This window comes from Paenibacillus ihumii, assembly GCF_001403875.1.
Taxonomy (GTDB): domain Bacteria; phylum Bacillota; class Bacilli; order Paenibacillales; family Paenibacillaceae; genus Fontibacillus; species Fontibacillus ihumii.
In genome coordinates this window covers 3,499,555-3,516,259 of sequence record NZ_LN884299.1, presented here as the reverse complement: position 1 = coordinate 3,516,259, position 16,705 = coordinate 3,499,555, and the positions used below count along the sequence as shown (strand labels likewise).

The 16,705-nt window shown below is 50.6% G+C and carries 17 protein-coding genes; 13 read left to right on the top strand and 4 right to left on the bottom strand.

Going from position 1 to position 16,705, the window contains the following annotated elements; genetic code table 11:
* Positions 1-23: 23 nt before the first annotated feature.
* From wecB to BN2762_RS23010, 11 genes are all read left to right on the top strand, one after another.
* Positions 24-1,118: a non-hydrolyzing UDP-N-acetylglucosamine 2-epimerase gene (gene wecB, locus BN2762_RS23060; RefSeq protein ID WP_055109170.1), complete on the top strand. Its 1,095-nt coding sequence runs from the start codon at positions 24-26 to the stop codon at positions 1,116-1,118.
* On the top strand, positions 1,108-2,094 hold the full coding sequence (locus BN2762_RS23055; protein ID WP_055109169.1) for a polysaccharide biosynthesis protein: 987 nt from the start codon (positions 1,108-1,110) through the stop codon (positions 2,092-2,094). The genes wecB and BN2762_RS23055 overlap by 11 nt, the downstream gene beginning before the upstream one ends.
* A complete protein-coding gene (locus tag BN2762_RS23050; protein ID WP_055109168.1) occupies positions 2,091-2,921 on the top strand; it encodes an SDR family oxidoreductase in 831 nt (276 codons plus the stop codon). The genes BN2762_RS23055 and BN2762_RS23050 overlap by 4 nt, the downstream gene beginning before the upstream one ends.
* Complete coding sequence (locus BN2762_RS23045; protein WP_055109167.1) at positions 2,914-3,846, top strand: NAD-dependent epimerase/dehydratase family protein; 933 nt, start codon at positions 2,914-2,916, stop codon at positions 3,844-3,846. The genes BN2762_RS23050 and BN2762_RS23045 overlap by 8 nt, the downstream gene beginning before the upstream one ends.
* The gene (locus BN2762_RS23040) at positions 3,843-4,556 is read left to right on the top strand and encodes a glycosyltransferase (protein ID WP_055109166.1); all 714 of its coding nucleotides are present in this window, start codon (positions 3,843-3,845) and stop codon (positions 4,554-4,556) included. Before BN2762_RS23045 ends, BN2762_RS23040 begins: the two co-directional genes overlap by 4 nt.
* A 158-nt stretch (positions 4,557-4,714) precedes the next feature.
* Positions 4,715-5,122 (top strand): hypothetical protein, encoded by a 408-nt coding sequence (locus BN2762_RS23035; protein WP_055109165.1) that lies wholly within the window; start codon positions 4,715-4,717, stop codon positions 5,120-5,122.
* Between the two features lie 106 nt (positions 5,123-5,228).
* Entirely contained in the window at positions 5,229-6,161 is a 933-nt protein-coding gene (locus tag BN2762_RS23030; protein ID WP_055109164.1) for a glycosyltransferase, read from the top strand.
* Positions 6,162-6,251: 90 nt separating this feature from the next.
* Positions 6,252-7,544 (top strand): nucleotide sugar dehydrogenase, encoded by a 1,293-nt coding sequence (locus BN2762_RS23025; protein WP_187386574.1) that lies wholly within the window; start codon positions 6,252-6,254, stop codon positions 7,542-7,544.
* A 45-nt stretch (positions 7,545-7,589) separates the two neighbouring features.
* On the top strand, positions 7,590-8,285 hold the full coding sequence (locus tag BN2762_RS23020) for a glycosyltransferase (RefSeq protein WP_055109162.1): 696 nt from the start codon (positions 7,590-7,592) through the stop codon (positions 8,283-8,285).
* A gap of 45 nt (positions 8,286-8,330) precedes the next feature.
* Positions 8,331-9,320 (top strand): polysaccharide biosynthesis protein, encoded by a 990-nt coding sequence (locus BN2762_RS23015; protein ID WP_055109161.1) that lies wholly within the window; start codon positions 8,331-8,333, stop codon positions 9,318-9,320.
* 17 nt (positions 9,321-9,337) lie between these two features.
* Positions 9,338-10,408 (top strand): glycosyltransferase family 2 protein, encoded by a 1,071-nt coding sequence (locus BN2762_RS23010; RefSeq protein ID WP_055109160.1) that lies wholly within the window; start codon positions 9,338-9,340, stop codon positions 10,406-10,408.
* 69 nt (positions 10,409-10,477) lie between these two features.
* Here BN2762_RS23010 and BN2762_RS23005 read toward each other — a convergent pair whose 3' ends face one another.
* Complete coding sequence (locus tag BN2762_RS23005; RefSeq protein ID WP_055109159.1) at positions 10,478-11,551, bottom strand: glycosyltransferase family 4 protein; 1,074 nt, start codon at positions 11,549-11,551, stop codon at positions 10,478-10,480.
* Positions 11,552-11,688: 137 nt separating this feature from the next.
* Here BN2762_RS23005 and BN2762_RS23000 point away from each other — a divergent pair, with 137 nt between their 5' ends.
* Positions 11,689-12,822 (top strand): YhcN/YlaJ family sporulation lipoprotein, encoded by a 1,134-nt coding sequence (locus BN2762_RS23000; RefSeq protein ID WP_055109158.1) that lies wholly within the window; start codon positions 11,689-11,691, stop codon positions 12,820-12,822.
* An 84-nt stretch (positions 12,823-12,906) separates the two neighbouring features.
* Here BN2762_RS23000 and nagA read toward each other — a convergent pair whose 3' ends face one another.
* From nagA to BN2762_RS22985, 3 genes are read right to left on the bottom strand one after another with little or no spacing between them, the layout of a single operon-like run.
* The gene (nagA, locus tag BN2762_RS22995; protein ID WP_083485099.1) at positions 12,907-14,091 is read right to left on the bottom strand and encodes an N-acetylglucosamine-6-phosphate deacetylase; all 1,185 of its coding nucleotides are present in this window, start codon (positions 14,089-14,091) and stop codon (positions 12,907-12,909) included.
* A 2-nt stretch (positions 14,092-14,093) separates the two neighbouring features.
* Complete coding sequence (gene nagB, locus BN2762_RS22990) at positions 14,094-14,822, bottom strand: glucosamine-6-phosphate deaminase (protein ID WP_055109157.1); 729 nt, start codon at positions 14,820-14,822, stop codon at positions 14,094-14,096.
* Positions 14,823-14,826: 4 nt separating this feature from the next.
* Positions 14,827-15,687, bottom strand: a complete 861-nt coding sequence (locus BN2762_RS22985) for a MurR/RpiR family transcriptional regulator (protein ID WP_055109156.1) — start codon at positions 15,685-15,687, stop codon at positions 14,827-14,829.
* 510 nt (positions 15,688-16,197) lie between these two features.
* Between BN2762_RS22985 and BN2762_RS22980 the strand changes: the two genes are divergently transcribed.
* Complete coding sequence (locus BN2762_RS22980) at positions 16,198-16,656, top strand: MarR family winged helix-turn-helix transcriptional regulator (RefSeq protein WP_083485097.1); 459 nt, start codon at positions 16,198-16,200, stop codon at positions 16,654-16,656.
* Positions 16,657-16,705 lie beyond the last annotated feature (49 nt).

Below are 16,705 nucleotides of genomic sequence, written 5' to 3'. Positions count from 1 at the left end.
AACTTCAACAGGGAGATGAGATAGTGAGAATTATGACGATACTCGGCACACGCCCGGAAATCATTCGGCTCAGCTTGATTATTCCCCTGCTGGATCGTTATGCCGATAAGCATGTGCTGGTTCATACAGGTCAGAATTTCAATTCCAGCCTCAGTGATATTTTTTTTCAGGAGCTCGGTCTCAGGAAGCCGGATTATGTTCTGCAGAACCGGAATACTTCTCTGGGGAATCAGCTGGCCGCCATGTTCTCTCAGATGGAGACAATCCTGCAGGCGGAACGGCCGGACCGGGTTCTGCTGCTGGGCGACACTAACAGTGCTTTGTGCGCCATACTGGCGGAGCGGATGGGTATTCCGGTCGTTCATATGGAGGCCGGGAACCGCTGCTTTGATCTGGAGGTGCCGGAGGAGAAGAACCGCAAGCTGATCGATGCCATTTCGACGATTAACATGCCGTACACTCCGCAAAGCAAGCAGCATCTTATTGCGGAGGGAGTACCCAGCCGGCGGATCATTGTGACAGGCAATCCGATTTACGAGGTGATGAAGCACTACGAGCCATTCATCGCGGCCAGCAGTATTCTTGATCGGCTTAAGCTGAAGCCGGGCAATTATTTTCTGGTTACGACGCATCGTGCTGAGAATGTGGATTATCCCAGCCATCTGCAGGCAATTATGGAGGGCTTGAACAAGGTCGCCGAAGCCTATGGACAGCGCCTCATTTGCAGCATTCATCCCCGTACTGAATCCCGCATCGCCAAGGATTTGAAAATCCAGATGAACCCGTTGGTCGAATTTCATGAGCCCTTCGGATTTTTTGATTTCGTCAAACTGGAGCGGCATGCCCGCTGCGCCTTGACCGATAGCGGCACTGTGCAGGAGGAGTGCTGTATTATGCAGGTGCCGACGGTAACTATTCGCCGTACGACCGAGCGGCCTGAAACAGTGGATTGCGGCAGCAATGTCGTATCCGGGCTCGATTCGAAGAGAATTGCAGCCGCAGTGGAGCTAATGATCGGGCTGGAGCGATCCTGGACTTGTCCCGAAGGCTATTTAGAAGAGCGAGTATCGCATAAGGTTGTAAAATTCGTGCTTGGGGGGAAGGCGAATGTTCACTAATCAAGTCATACTCGTTACGGGGGGGACGGGTTCATGGGGATATGAGCTTGTCAAGCAGCTGCTTATGCAGCAGCCTAAGGAAATTATCGTATTTTCCCGTAACGAGTCTACACAGGTATCTATGAGCCGGGCATTCGAGGATAGCCGACTTACCTTTCGCATCGGCGATATCCGTGACAAAGAGGCCCTGATGGATGCTTGCAGAAATGTCGATATCATTTATCATTTAGCTGCCTTGAAGCATGTTCCCGTCTGCGAGGATCAGCCCTACGAGGCTTTAAAGACCAATGTGATCGGGACGCAGAACGTAATTGAGGCTGCAATAGAGAATAAAGTGAGAAAAGTCATTTACATCTCCACGGATAAAGCCGCCAACCCGTCCAATTTCTACGGCATGACCAAGGCGATCGGGGAGAAGCTGATCGTCTATGCTAATCTGCTGCAAAACGAGACGAAATTCGTCTGTGTCCGGGGGGGCAATGTGCTTGGCACGAATGGCAGCGTCATTCACTTATTTAAACAACAAATTACGAATAAGAATCATGTTCGAATCACGGATATGAACATGACCCGCTTTTTCTTTACCTTGCCGGACGCCATAAGCCTGCTCTTTAAGGCTTCCATCGAGAGCATCGGCGGGGAAATCTTCGTAATGTCGATGCCGACCTGCCGTATTGTGGATTTGGCTGAAGTGCTGATTGAAGCATCCGGCAAAGAAAACGTGGAAATTATCGAAACGGGCATTCGCCCTGGGGAGAAAATCCATGAAATCCTGATGAGCGAATACGAGAGCATGACTACAGTAATCTATGATCGCGAGTATCTGGTTATTCTTCCCACCCTGCATTTCCCGGAGTTAAAGGATCATTACAAGCACTATCCCATCGTCCCTTTTGATAGCTTCAGCTCGGAACATAATTTGATGAGTAAGGAAGAGATCCGGAAATTGTTGATCCGCGGAGGGTTTATATCATGAAAATTCTAATCGTGGGCGGCAATGGCATGGCGGGCCATGTATTAGTCCGTTATTTCCAGCGGCAGGGGAAGCATCGCGTATTCTATACGACCCGGGATACGAGCGACCCCGGGTCGCTCATTCTTGATGTCGATGACATTGCGGCCGTAGATCGAGCTGTACAGCTTGTCAGACCGGATGTCATTATCAACGCGGTAGGGGTTCTCAACCAATTTGCCGATCAGGATAAAATCGCAGCTTACCATATTAACGGATTTCTCCCTCACCGGCTTCGCAGAGCAGCGGATGCTCTGTCGGCCCGGCTGATTCACATCAGTACGGATTGCGTTTTCCTGGGCACCCAAGGGGGATACACAGAGAACGATCCAACGGATGGCACGTCTACCTATGCGATCACGAAGGCGCTCGGCGAGGTGCGCGAGGAGGGGCATCTTACGATACGGACATCGATTATCGGTCCGGAAATACGAGGGAATGGCATTGGGCTGCTGCATTGGTTCCTGAAGCAAAAAGGCGAGGTGAACGGCTACCGGCGCGTTCCCTGGAACGGTGTTACGACTATTCAGCTTGCCAAGGCCATCGACTCTGTGCTCGACTCCTCCCTTTCGGGGCTTGTGCATCTGGCTCACCCTGAAATCGTCACAAAGCACGACATGCTGAAGCTGTTTCAGGAATTGTGGAACAAGCAGGACGTCACGATCGTGCCAACGGATGAGCCGTCCATCGATCGCACTCTGGTATCCACCCGGAAGGATGCTCATTTTAAGCTGCCCGGTTTCCGGGAAATGATCGCTGAAATGGCAGACTGGATGAGAAACGATGGATAGCCCGGTCGTTCTGGTGACGGGAGCTGGAGGATTTACGGGACGGCATGCGTGCCAGGTGTTGGCGGACAAAGGTTATCGGGTGGCCGCCCTGATACGGACACCGGCTTCCCCCAAAGCTTTGCCTCCTGTGGCGGGCGTGGATTACCACGTCTGCGACATGAATGAGCCGAGCGAGGTGCATGAAACTGTGCAGCGCGTCGCTCCTCGATACGTCCTTCATCTTGCGGGCAAGAATTCGGTCCCGGAATCGTGGACGAATCCTATTTTCTATATGGAAAGCAACATTATGGCTACCGTGCATTTATTGAATGCCCTGCGCGAGTACGAGGGCGCTACGATCCTGGTTGCAGGCTCCCGGCTTAAATTCGATTTGAGCTTCCCGGTAAAGCCTACTCATCCGTATGGTCTCAGTAAATCGCTTCAGGAGATTGTTTCCTTGGCGTGGGGGAAATTGTTCCAGCAGAAAATCATTATAGCCGAACCCGGCAATCTAATCGGGCCGGGGCCCTCCACCGGCATCTGCTCCCTGCTGGCCGAACATATTGCCGCACTCGAACGGGGGGAGACAAGGGAGCCATTCAGCCTGTCTTCCGCCCAAGTTCAAAGGGACTTCCTTGATGTAAGGGACGCCGTCCATGCTTATGAACTGCTTCTACGTCGAGGAATTCCCGGAGAAATCTATCCGGTATGCTCCGGGGTGGAGAGAAGCCTTGGCGATGTATGCGAATCCTTCATAGGCATGGCGAAGGTAGAGTGCCCTATCGAGGAGGAATGCCGAAGCAAGCATGCAGGGATGCAGCCGGTTGCTTCGCCGATTCAGCCCGACGCTTTAAAGGAGATGGGCTGGCGCCCAGCGATCGCTTGGGAAGCCTCTGTAAGCGATATTTTGCGCTATTTTCGAAGGGAGGACGCGGATCAAACATGAGTGCAAAGGTAAGCATCGTTATACCTTTCTACAATTGTCCTTATATCGCGCAGGCTGTGTCAAGCGCTATGAATCAGACCTACCCTAATATTGAAATTATCGTAGTGGATGACGGTTCGACCTCTTATGCCGAACTGCTTGATCCCTATCGCCAGCGTATTTTTTATTTGGGCAAGCAGAACGGAGGAACGGCAACAGCCCTTAACCATGGAATACGCCATGCATCCGGAGATTATATCGCCTGGCTGAGCTCGGACGATCTGTTCTACCCGGAGAAGGTCAGCGTACAGCTTGATTATATGCTCCAGAATAAAGCGCTCATCTCTCATACCAATTTCAATTACATTGACGAGAACGGAATAACGTTCCAATATACTGCAGGCGCCCCTGCCATGACTCGCCGGGAGCTCCTGCTTACATTCCAGAGGGGCAATCCGGTGAACGGATGCACGGTGATGATTAAACGAAGCTTGCTTGCCCGAGTAGGCTTATTCGATGAACGCCTCCCATATACTCATGACTACGATTTATGGCATAGAATCCTGTTAGCCGGCATTCCGTTCCATTATTTGAATCTGCCGCTTACGGCTTATCGCCGCCATCCCGGCATGGGAACGCTCCGGCACCAGGGCGTAATCGATGATGAAATCGTCGCGGTACAGCAGCGTTACAAGCGAAGGCTGAGCCGGCTGATTCATCGTGGGCGTTAACAATTCAGTTAGGCGCGTACTATAGAAGCTAATCCTCCTAATGAGATCGAATACTTGTTCTTTTCTTAAAATGAGCATTTATCCCAGGGAACTTGTCTATTCATCTACCGGAATTCTAGCATAAGGTAATATATCTTGAAATATTAGGAGGTAATGTCATGGGAGTTTTCTTGGACACCAATACATCGGTGAACTCGAATCAACCAGGTTTCCCGGGTACTCCGCTGTCCTCCAGTCCCGAGTTGTTCGGAATTATCGGGCTGGAGACGCAGAATGTGCCCAATCCAGTTGTGACTCTTCATGGAACTATCGGCATTTTGGGGGATATTGGCGATACATTTACGATTGAAATTGTACGAGGTGCTACCTATGCTCCGTCTAATGTAATTTACACGCTGGAAGCTGCGGTGAGCGAGGATGCGTCAACGAATATTGTCAGCTTTGTTGCCGCAGATCTGAATGCGCCAGCCTCCCCGCTTACGGTTTATTCCTCGTTTGTATCAGGAGTATCCACGTCGGTTCGCAATGGCCCGGAAGCCTTTGTAGGCACAGCTTCAACTCCTTAGTCAAGAATTGGTCGAAAGCTTGTCAGGAGCATCTTGGCAAGCTTTTTGAACTTTTAGATATAAGGAATGGGAACCGGAAAGGCCGCCTTGAGAAAGGATGGGAGCGATGAAGCGGCTAAAAATTTTGTTTATTACAAAGGATTTTAGTCAGTATTTAGAGCGGAATTTTTATTATTTGCAGCTGGAGCTTGCCAAGCATGCGGATTTGGCGCTTTGTCATGAAGGTGGAGAGCTGCCGGAGATTCTTCGGCGGCTGCCATTTACTCCTGATTTTATCCTATTGAATGACATGTTTCATTCCACGCATTGTCCGCCCGTGGAAGGAGTATTCGACCTGCAAATTCCTTGGGGGATGATTATGCACGATCTCCATGGGCATGTAGAGAAACGAAAGGCGTTTCTGGCCAGAAAGCCGCCAAATATATTTACGATCTACCGCAGCGCCTTTCGCAACAGGTATCCGGAATACGAGGGCAATCTATATTGGCTCCCTCATTTTGCGGAGCCTACTGTATTCCAGAATTATCATCAAGTCAAGGACATTGATATCTTGCTGATGGGGGCTATTAACCGCAGGATATATCCGCTGCGTTATTTAATGAAAACCAGGTATATGAGGGAGCCAGGCTTTGTCTTCCACAAGCATCCGGGGTACGCCAACTTTGACGGAAATGACCAGGTGCTCGTGGCCAAACGATTCGCCATGGAGGCTAACCGGGCGAAAATATTCCTGACCTGTGATTCTATTTATAAATACTCGCTTCGCAAGTATTTTGAGGTGCCGGCCAGCTATACGCTCTTAATGGCTCCGCCCAATGAGGATTTGAGAGATTTGGGCTTTAGACCGGGCGTACACTATGTTGCAATTGCCAAGCATGATTATGAAGATAAAGTCGCGTTCTATTTAAAGCCGCATGCCGAAGGCTTGCGTGAGCGGATCACCAGGCAAGGATACGAGTTCATTCATGAGAAGCATACGACAGCGACGCGCGCCCAGAGACTGTTGAAATTTATACAGAACATTGTGAAAACCAGCTAAAAATGAAATTGTGAGATGAGCAAGCATCCAAGCTGTTATGGTTATCCTCTCATATACTGATTTAGCAGTATAGGAGAAGGAGGGCTGATAGTGAATAGAATTATTGCCATCATTGGGCTTGGTTATGTAGGCCTGCCGTTAGCCGCAGCTTTTCTAAATAAAGGATACAGTGTAATAGGAATCGATTTGGACGAACAAAAATTAGAGAGTCTGCGAAAAGGCAAAAGTTATATATCCGATGTGCCGGACGAGGTCGTCAAGCGGGCTGTTGAACAGGAAAGACTTACACCGTCCTCGGACTTTAGCGCCATTAAGCCCGCTGAATCGGTCATCATTTGCGTACCTACCCCGATAACCAAGGAGCATGTGCCGGATCTTTCTTATCTGATAGATGCAGCTGAGCGTTTAAGGGTTCATCTGAGGGCCGGTCAGCTGGTGACTTTAGAGAGCTCGACCTATCCGGGAACCACCAAAGAAGTGCTGATGCCGCTGCTGGAGAAAAGCGGCCTATCCACGGGCAAGGATCTATTCATCGGCTTCTCGCCCGAGAGAGTCGATCCGGGGAATGAAGCATTTCCTTTAACCGCTATTCCCAAAGTGGTGAGCGGCGTGACCGAGGAATGTGCGCTGCGGACTGAGCAGCTGTATAAGTCCGTTTTTGGCAAAGTGATCAAGGTGTCCTCCACGGATACGGCCGAAATGACAAAGCTGCTGGAGAATACGTTTCGGTTCGTCAACATCTCTTTTATCAACGAATTCGCCGTATTATGCGACAAATTGAATATCAACGTATGGGAGGTTGTCGAGGCGGCATCCTCCAAGCCGTTTGGATATACGGCATTCTATCCCGGGCCGGGAATCGGGGGGCACTGTATTCCGGTGGATCCGCATTATCTGCAGTGGAAGACCCAGCAAATCGGGGTAACCAGTTCATTCATCGAGCTGTCGTCCCGCATTAACCGGGGTATGCCTGCGTATGTCCTTTCAAGAATAAAGGAAGCGCTAGGGCAAAAAAGCATGAAGGGCCTGAGAGTATTTATAATGGGGGTTACCTTCAAGAAGAACGTCGCTGACATCAGGGGCTCCAGCTCTATTGAACTGATTCGTCTGCTAGCCAAGGAGGGGGCGGAGGTACTCTATTATGATCCTTATATAGAAAAGCTCGACATTCAAGGAACGATGCTGAAAGCCACGCAGGCCAGCAATTCGGAATTTCGCCGGGCGGACTGCGTCGTGATAGCCACCGATCACCGCGAACTCCCGCTGGAGCGGGTACTGAAGCATTCCCGGCTAGTATTCGACACTAGAAATGCCACTGCCGGCATGCCGCCTGGCAGGGCGAAGGTTATAATTCTGGGAGGCGGCCGAACAGGTACGGCATAGCAGTATAACCGCAGCCTCTTCAAATCCAGAACAGGAGGGATATTCTTGACAAGGCGGTTGGTGATAGATATCAGATTTAACAACATGGGCATGTGCCGGGACCGGTTAACTCGGCCATGGGTAGAGCATCGCATCAAGCTGTTCCGGGATCTGACGCTGAACAGTCTGATTCATCAGAGCAATCAGAATTTCTTGACGCTGCTTAAATATGATCCGCGATCGCATGACGTCATTTATGAAGTATTAAGCGATCTGGGCATCAAGCTGCCGGATCATATCCGTTTTGTTCCGGTGGAGCAGTACGACCAAGCGATAGCTGAATATATCCAAGGGGCAGATGAGCTGTATATTGCCCGAACGGATTCGGATGATTTGCTGCACCGGGACTATTTTCAAAAGTTGCATAAATATCGCCATAAGCCTGAAACTTGGGCTTTGCTCAATCAGAACGGATATTACTGGGATCGGGATCGCAATATAATGGCACCGAGGTTTTATGCTTCTCCCCAATTTTATGTGCTGATTTATCAGGCTAAGAATTTTCTGAAGGGGGAACGGTATACCGTACGAGATCATGGTCATGTCATTAAATTTCCTCATGAAAAGCTGGACGGGCGAAATTGGGTCAATGTTGTCCACTCGACCAATACGTCGCCGAAAGTCGTTCCGGAAGAGAATCGGATGCGGGCAGATGAAATCAAAGGCGTGTTGCGGAATTTTATGGCCCGGCCGCCTAAATAATGCGGAGTGGCATCCGGTGGCACGGAAAGAAAGGAGGGTGCTGTAATGTTTAAGGATAAGACTATTCTTGTTACGGGGGGCACCGGATCATGGGGGAGAACATTGACCCGAACGCTGCTCCGGGAAAATCCGAGAGAAGTACGCATTTTTTCCCGCAACGAATATGCTCAGGTTCTGATGCAGCGTGAATTCGGATATGATCACAGGCTAAAGTTTGTCATCGGCGACGTTCGAGATTACGATGCTGTAGAAGCCGGATGCAAGGGTGCGGATTATGTATTCCATTTGGCCGCCTTGAAGCATGTTCCTGTATGCGAGCATCAGCCGACGGAGGCTCTGAAGACGAACGTTCTCGGCACCGAGAATATCATCCGGGCCAGCATAGCTCAGAAGGTGCTCAAAGTCATTGATGTCTCGACTGATAAGGCAGTAGATCCGATCAATACGTATGGCATGACAAAAGCGATCGGGGAAAAGCTGATGATTCATGCGAATTATTTGAGTAAGGATACCCGTTTTACCTGCATACGCGGGGGCAATGTATTGGGAACCAACGGCAGCGTGGTGCCCTTATTCATCGAGCAGCTGAAATCGGGGGGCGAACTGACGATTACCGACAGCCAAATGACCCGTTTCTTCCTGACGCTGGAGGAAGCGATTGAGCTGCTGCTTAAGGCGGCGAGAACGGCGATCGGCGGTGAGATGTTCGTCATGAAGATGAAAGCGTGCCGGATTACCGATATCGCCGACGCATTGGCGGAGCATTTTTTGGGGCATATCACGCCTTTAAAGGAGATCGGGATGAGACCAGGCGAGAAGCTGCATGAGGTCCTGGTTTCCCGGTATGAGTCGCCCTACACTTACAAATACAATGAACAATACTTCGTCATTCTTCCATCCAATCCTTCAGCAGATTTAATCAAGCAGTACAGTTATCTTCAGCGGGTCAATTTTACCGAATACCACTCCAATGACAGTCTGATCTCCAACCAGGATATTGTTGATTTGCTTCGGGAAGGAGGCTTCATTTCCTGATATCTATAAGCCTATGCATGATCGTAAAGGATGAAGAGAAGCATCTGCAGGAATGTCTGAACTCAGTATGCGACATCGTCGATGAAATTATTATCGTCGATACGGGCTCCACGGATCGAACCAAGGAAATTGCCGCACGATACACGAAGAAGATCTACGATTTCCCCTGGATCGATGATTTTGCAGCCGCCAGAAATTACTCCTTTGAGCAGGCTACGAAGGAGTTCATTATGTGGCTGGATGCCGATGACCATCTTATGCCGCCGGACCGGGATAAATTGCGGCAGTTGAAGCAGACACTTAGCCCCCTGCATGAAGTCATCATCATGGATTACCATCTGGCGTTTGACAATGATGGAAATCCGCTTGTTTCAGCCCGGAGGCACAGACTTGTCCGCAGGGACAAGGGCCTAAAGTGGAAGGGAATCGTCCATGAAGATATAGAGGTGCATGGTGCAAAACTGTCTTATTCTGATGTGGCTATTACTCATCGGCGTCAGGGCGTCCATACAGAGCGTAATCTGCAGATCATCGAGAAGTGGATGGCATCCGGCCGTAAACTGGAGGGAAGGCTCCTGCTTCATTACGGAAGCGAGCTGGCCGATCTGAAGCGTTACGAGGAGGCCGTGGTTCAGCTGGAGCTGTTCATGAAGCAGCCAGGGCGTTATATCGACGATTGTATTCTGGCTTGTATTAAGTTGGCGGATTGTTACGAGGAGCTTGGCTTGAAGGAGAAAAAGCTGCAAGCATTGCTGCAATCCTTCCAGTATGATCTGCCGCAAAGCGAGGTCTGCTGCGCAATCGGGAGCTGTTTCGAGGAAAGAAGGCAATGGCCCGCGGCGATTTACTGGTATTCACAGGCACTGCATGCCGCATCTTCCTTAGCCATTATGGAGAACCGCAGCCTCCGCACCTGGATCCCTCACAGCCGGTTATGCATTTGCTATGCTCATCAGGGAGACCTGAATATCGCGTACCAGCATAATGAAAAGGCTCTCGAATATCTTCCGCAGGACCGCGGTTTGCTGGAGAATCGCCGCAAGCTCCAACTAGCGCTTGGAATGCTGTGCGAGGAACATTCCTCATAATGGAGAAGGTTGCCCTTATCGTTATCCTTGGATGACGGAGGGGCAACCTTTTTGCTTCCTCTATACAACTTAGCCAGAGCCCTTGAGATTAAAGAGCATTTGCTGAAAGTTAGCCGCATATTGCTGGGGGGACATTAGGCCAGAGATATATTCCTGGCCCTGGGAGCGTATCTTATTCCGCAGGTCATGATTATCCATAAGTTCAAGAGCTTCCTTGACAGCTCCTGAAATGTCTCCCATGGCAAAGAATTTGCCTGTCTCATTATGGCGAATAAAGGATCGCACTCCATCGGAGTCTGTACTAAGCACGGGACAGCGGCAGGCAATGGCCTCGGCGACGGCATAGCCGAAGCCTTCAAGATAAGAGGTCGAAAGCAGAAGCCCTCCGGAATCTCCGACAGCGGATAAATACTTCGGCATTTCCGAGTGCGGGGCATTGGGGAAAAGATGTATATGATCAAAAAGACCCCGTGAGTTCACAATCTGCCAAAATGAATTGCGCACCTCATCCGTGCTCAGCCGATCGTCAAGAAAAATCCAAAATAGGAGCTGGGGCTTGTTCAATACCAGGGAATGGGCGATTTGTAGGAACATTTCCCAGTTTTTATTAACCTCAAGCCGGCCGATCCAGGCGATCACCGGTCTTGCCGGAATTTCTGTGATCCGATGCGAGAACGTTACAGTGTCCAGCAAATTGGGGATTACATAGCGAGGGAGAGCGGGGCATATCGCCGTAACAAGCTCGAGAAGATGCTGAGTTGGAGGCATGAGAATGCCTTGACAGCATTCCTGGACAATGGGCTCGGCTTTTCTGAGCATCTGTTCAGCCTGTTCCCGGGTTCCAAGCCCCTGGACTTCGTATACAACAGGGCCTTCATAGCCGATACTTCGCAGCCGCTGCGGCATGGAATAATCCGAGGTTGCCACGATGGCATCATACCGATGCGTTGTAATCAAGGTATACAATTCATAATCGGTAGGGGAAATATATACAGGGATGTCGGAAATATTCTGCAGTCCGGAGCCGGCTTGAAGATAGAGGAGATGACCTTCGATGCCGATTTCCCGCAGCGCCCGGCAGCGGAGCCGATTCAGGGTTTCCACGCCGCCGCTGGGAACGTGAAAGGTAAACAGTATTTTCATGGAAGCCTCACCTCAGGCAATGGTATATCCTATTGTACGCTTGATGCACGGATATGTTTACCTGTATGCGAAAACTGCTCCGCGAGCATCCTAACAGATGTTTATCATACATTACTTTAATGACGGGGGATGACTACATGCGAATTGCCAAAGTTGTTAGCTTATCACTGTCAGCAACGCTCATTGCCGGTTTGGTCGGAGTTACGGGCTGCGGGACTAGAACGGATAACAACAATATCCGTACTCAAAGCTTGCGGAACAATAATCAGCGAAATTACGACGTAAATTCGCTGCGTGATGGTGACCGGAATTTCACGAGAAGCCTTGGCAACGGCCAGAGCGAGCGCATTAATTCTTTGAAGTACAGCCCGGCGTTGACGAACAAAGTATCCCAGCTTCGTGAAGTCCAGTCCGCTCACGTCGTGGTTACGGATCGTGATGCCTATGTTGCCGTGACGCTTCACGGTAACCAGAACGGCCGTGGAACGGCTGCGAATTACGGAGCAGCCGGTTTGGGGACAACTAACGGCCTGAACGCCAGAACTCCGGGGACAGTCAATTACGGGACCACAGGATATCAGACAGGTTATGGAAATGGCGTGGGTACAGGTTACGGAACGACCGGTACTGGTACAAGAGCAGGCGATGGGGTGACCGGTTTAGGAACAACCGGCACGGGAACAGGTGCCAACGCCGGAACACGAGCAGATGATGGGCTCGGCAGAGGCCTTATGGGCAGATCCGGGGTAGCCGGCAGTCTGTTTGATACAACTACTCGACGCAACAGAGGAGTAACCGGAATGAATGGCGGGGCCGATGGAATGCTTGGCATGAAGAGCACTCGCAACAGAGGTACGACGACCATAGACGGAACAGGCAATGGTACTGCTCGAGGACTTGGTACTGGGAACGGTGCGGCTGTAGGGGATAATGTTCCACAGAGCGTTAAAGATAAAATCTCCAAGACCATAAAGAAAACGGCTCCTCATATCCGCAATGTCCATGTCTCCGGAGATCAGGAGTTTGTGACTCACGTCGGCAATTACGCTACCCAATCGCGTACCGGTGCTACCCTTCAAGGATATGTACGCGACTTTGAAACCCTTGTAAACCGGATCTTTCCAGGGCGTGCCGGTACGATGACCGGGCCGAACGGATATAGAAACACAGGTGGCGGTGTCGGAACAACCGGAACGGGGACGGGAATGTCTGGCACTACAGGTACTGGAACCGGCAGCGGTACAGGATTCACTGGCGGAGTAACGCGATAAGGCCGGTATTGTAAAAAAAGCAGCAGCTCAAAGGATGAATTGATGTTCAATTCAATCCAATGGCTGCTGCTTTTTGGATATCGGCTAAGCTTGGAATTTACGGCCTTTGACCCAAGTGGTTTGCAGGTTGAGCTCCTGGTCAATTAGCAGTAGATCCGCTTGTTTTCCCGTCTCAACGGAGCCGGTCAAATGATCGATCCGAATCAGCCTTGCCGGGTTCAGGCTGGCTGCCTGCGAGGCTCTTTCCACCGAGAGTCCGACTTCGCGAACAAGATGGCGAAAGCCGCGAATCATCGTTAAAGTGCTGCCTGCAAGGGTGTTGTCGCTATCCTTGAGGGTACAGACATTATCCTTCACGATGACGGGAAGGTCTCCGAGCATATACTCGCCGTCTCCCAGGCCTGCTGCTGACATGGCGTCTGTGATCAAGATCAGGTTGCCGTCATTCTTCACCTGTGCGAGCAAACGGATAGCCGCATGATGGACATGAATGCCGTCCGCGATAATCTCGGCACTAATCGCCGGGGTGCTGAGTACAGCACCGGCCGTACCTGGCTTGCGGTGATGAAGCGGAGTCATCGCGTTGAAGGTGTGGACGGCATGATGCAGCCCAACTTCGACGGCGGTCATAATCTCCTCGTAAGAAGCATCCGTGTGCCCTGCGGACGCGACGATTCCCTCCTTGCGAAGGTAGCGGATCAGTTCCAGAGCGCCTTCTCTTTCCGGTGCAAAGGTGACCTGCTTGATCAAGCCGGGATATTTCTTGTTCCAGGCTTCTACCCAGGAACGGTTAGGAGGCACGATGTGGGCCGGATTTTGGGCACCGGGCCATTTGGGGCTAATAAAAGGCCCTTCGAGATGAACGCCTGCCAATTGAGCGTAGGGCATATCGTCCGACATATAAGCTTGGACTTCTTCAAGGACTTCCTCGATCACGGCTTTAGGCATGGTCATCGTGGTAGCCAGCATGGATGTTGTACCTTGACTGCAATGAAGCTTCGTGATCTCGTCAAAGGCCTTCTTGCTGGGACTGGAGAAGTCCTCAAGCATGCCGCCGTGAACATGAACATCGATAAATCCGGGCAGCACATAGCTTCCGCCGGCATCAATCGTGGTGGATGAAGCCGGAGATTCTGAAGGCATTCCTGATGTCGAGCCTACGTATGCAATAAGGCCTTCCTCAACGACCACCGCTCCGTCATGAATGATGCCTCTTGGCGTAACGACTTCTGCGTGGGTAATTTGAAAACTCCGGTTCGAGTCAGCCATGATTATAACAGCCTCCCAGCATCTTGGTCGACGATAACGACGACATTCGGATGAAGCTGAAGAAGGGAAGCCGGGCATTGCGTAGTTACAGGGCCTTTCAAAGCTTTTGCGATGATTTCAGCCTTGTCTGCGCCTTTGGCCATCAGCAAAATCTGCTTAGCCTTCATAATGGAGCCAATGCCCATTGTAATCGCATGAGTCGGCACCTCGTCGATGGAATTGAAATAGCGCGCATTAGCTTTACGAGTTACTTCGTCCAGCTCCACGACATGCGTCGTTGCCTTCAATTCTTCAGCTGGCTCGTTAAAGCCGATATGCCCGTTATGGCCGAGGCCGAGAAGCTGCAAGTCGATTTGGCCTGCTTGCTCCAGCAGCGCGTTATATTCTTCTGCGGCTTTATGTCCGTCGCCGGATACGCCTGCTGGCACATGCGTGTTGTTCATATCAATGTCTACATGATTAAAGAGCTTCTCATTCATGAATCTCCGATAGCTTTCAGAATGGTCCTCCGGCAGTCCGATGTACTCGTCCAGGTTGTAGCTGCGAGCTTCCTTGAAGCTGACCAGTCCTTTCTTGTACAGCTCAATCAGATGCTGATACACTCCAACAGGAGTACCGCCGGTAGCCAGACCGAGGTTGGCGCGCGGGTTCGTTTGCAGCAGGCTTGCGATGATTCCTGCTCCAGTCTCATTGAATTGCTGTTCATTGCTTACTTTAATGATATTGAACATTTTATTAGCCTCCTGTAGTCTTGCGATAAATTTGGACGTTCTGATAAGAATTCTTGAGCTTGGGTGTATATTCTGTAAATTCGAGACTTACCATTCCTGTGAAAAGAATATCGATCACATGGAGCTGGGCGATTCTTGAAGCCATGTCGCCGCGGCGCATACCTTCCTCCAAGGAAGAGGAGAATAAGGAGATGTCCGCAAGGGATGCAAGGGTGCTGCTCCCGTATTGAGTCAACGACAGGGTTACGGCGCCACTGTCCTTGGCGCATCGTAGCGCATCGATCGTCTCCGGGGTCTCTCCGGAGTAGGAGATGGCGAGCGCTGCATCCCCTTCGTTCAAGCTGGAAGCAGAAGTGATTTGCATGTGCGAGTCCGCAAAGGCGGTGCAATTTTTGCCGATCCGGATCAGCTTCTGATAGAAATCCTGCGCGATGACGGAAGACGTTGCTACACCGTAGAGATCAATCCGCTTGGCGCGGCAAAGCACCTCAACGGCCTTCTGAAGCTGGGTAATATCCAGCAGGCGGGTTGTGTCCGTAATCGAAGCCAGGTGGTTCGCCTCCATGGCCTCTACGATCCTGTGAAGATCGTTGCCAGCGATAATATCCTGGTAATGGCTTTCTGACGGTTTGTGAGCGAGCTCAAAGGCGAGCTTCATTTTGAAGTCGGGAAATCCTTTGAAATGAAATGTCTTGCAAAATCTTGTCACCGTGGAAGGGCTTATTCCACACTCCCCAGCGAGATCGGTAATGCCCATATGAATAACAGATGTAGGGGCACTTAAAATGTGTTCTGCCAAGCGTTTTTCTTGAGGCGGCAAGCTGTTAAGTTGAGCAGACAACGCATGCAGAATAGGAGTAAGAATACAGGTTCACCTTCTTTCCTGAGCAGAAGTCGGACACTAGACAAGCTGGACCAGGCAGGCCGAACGTTAGGCAAGTAAGCTGCACAAGTCAAATGCATTGCAGGCTGGATGCTGGCATCCCGAGTGCAGCGCGAGCCAAATGCATTGCAGGCTGGATGCTGGTGTCCCGAGCACGGCGCAAGCCAAATGCATTGCAGGCTGGATGCTTGGCAGCTAGGTAGGCCAGATGTTGGGCAACGCGGATGATGTGCCACCAGGAGGTGGTCAATCCAAATACTGGACAATCCGGATGCTGCGAAAGAAAATAATTTTTGCGAATATTCGAAATATGATGAAAACTATTTTAATACATAATAAAATATTCCAGCTTAAGATGCAAGCTGTTATACCACACGGATGTGACACTTTTGAAACGAAGCTCCTTGTCTTTTTGGGGAGCCCATAATACACTTATATTTATTTAAGCTTCAATGGCTTAATCCGAATCAGTGTCCGATGAGGAGGAGTAGCGTGGATACGAATCTCAATCAATATATAGACCGGCTGCAATCAAAATTTTCTACGGTAATGAAGAAGCTGCGGAATGAAATAATGAACCATCGGGATCTGCCGTTAACGGGGCCGCAGTTCCACATGCTGTCGCTTATAGCCAGGGAGCAGAGCTGCAATGTCTCCTACTTGGCGGAGGCGCTCGTTGTGAAGCCCAGCGCAATTACAGTCATGCTTGACCGTCTCGTTCAGAACGGCTATGTGGAGCGCAAGCATGATGATCAGGATCGCCGCGCCGTATTGGTATCCATTACGAGCCAGGGCAAGGAAGTGTACGAGAAAGCCCGCCAGAAATCAAGGGAAGTGCTGGAATATTACTTCGCTCGATTGGATGAGAACGAGAGGGAAGTGCTGGAACGCATCGTCATCAAGCTGGATGAGGCGGAACGGTTTAAAGGCGGAAACTCGGAAGAATCGTAGGAAAGTAGATGAAGCGTAGCTAGGGAAGCAGAAGAAACGTAGAGAAGCA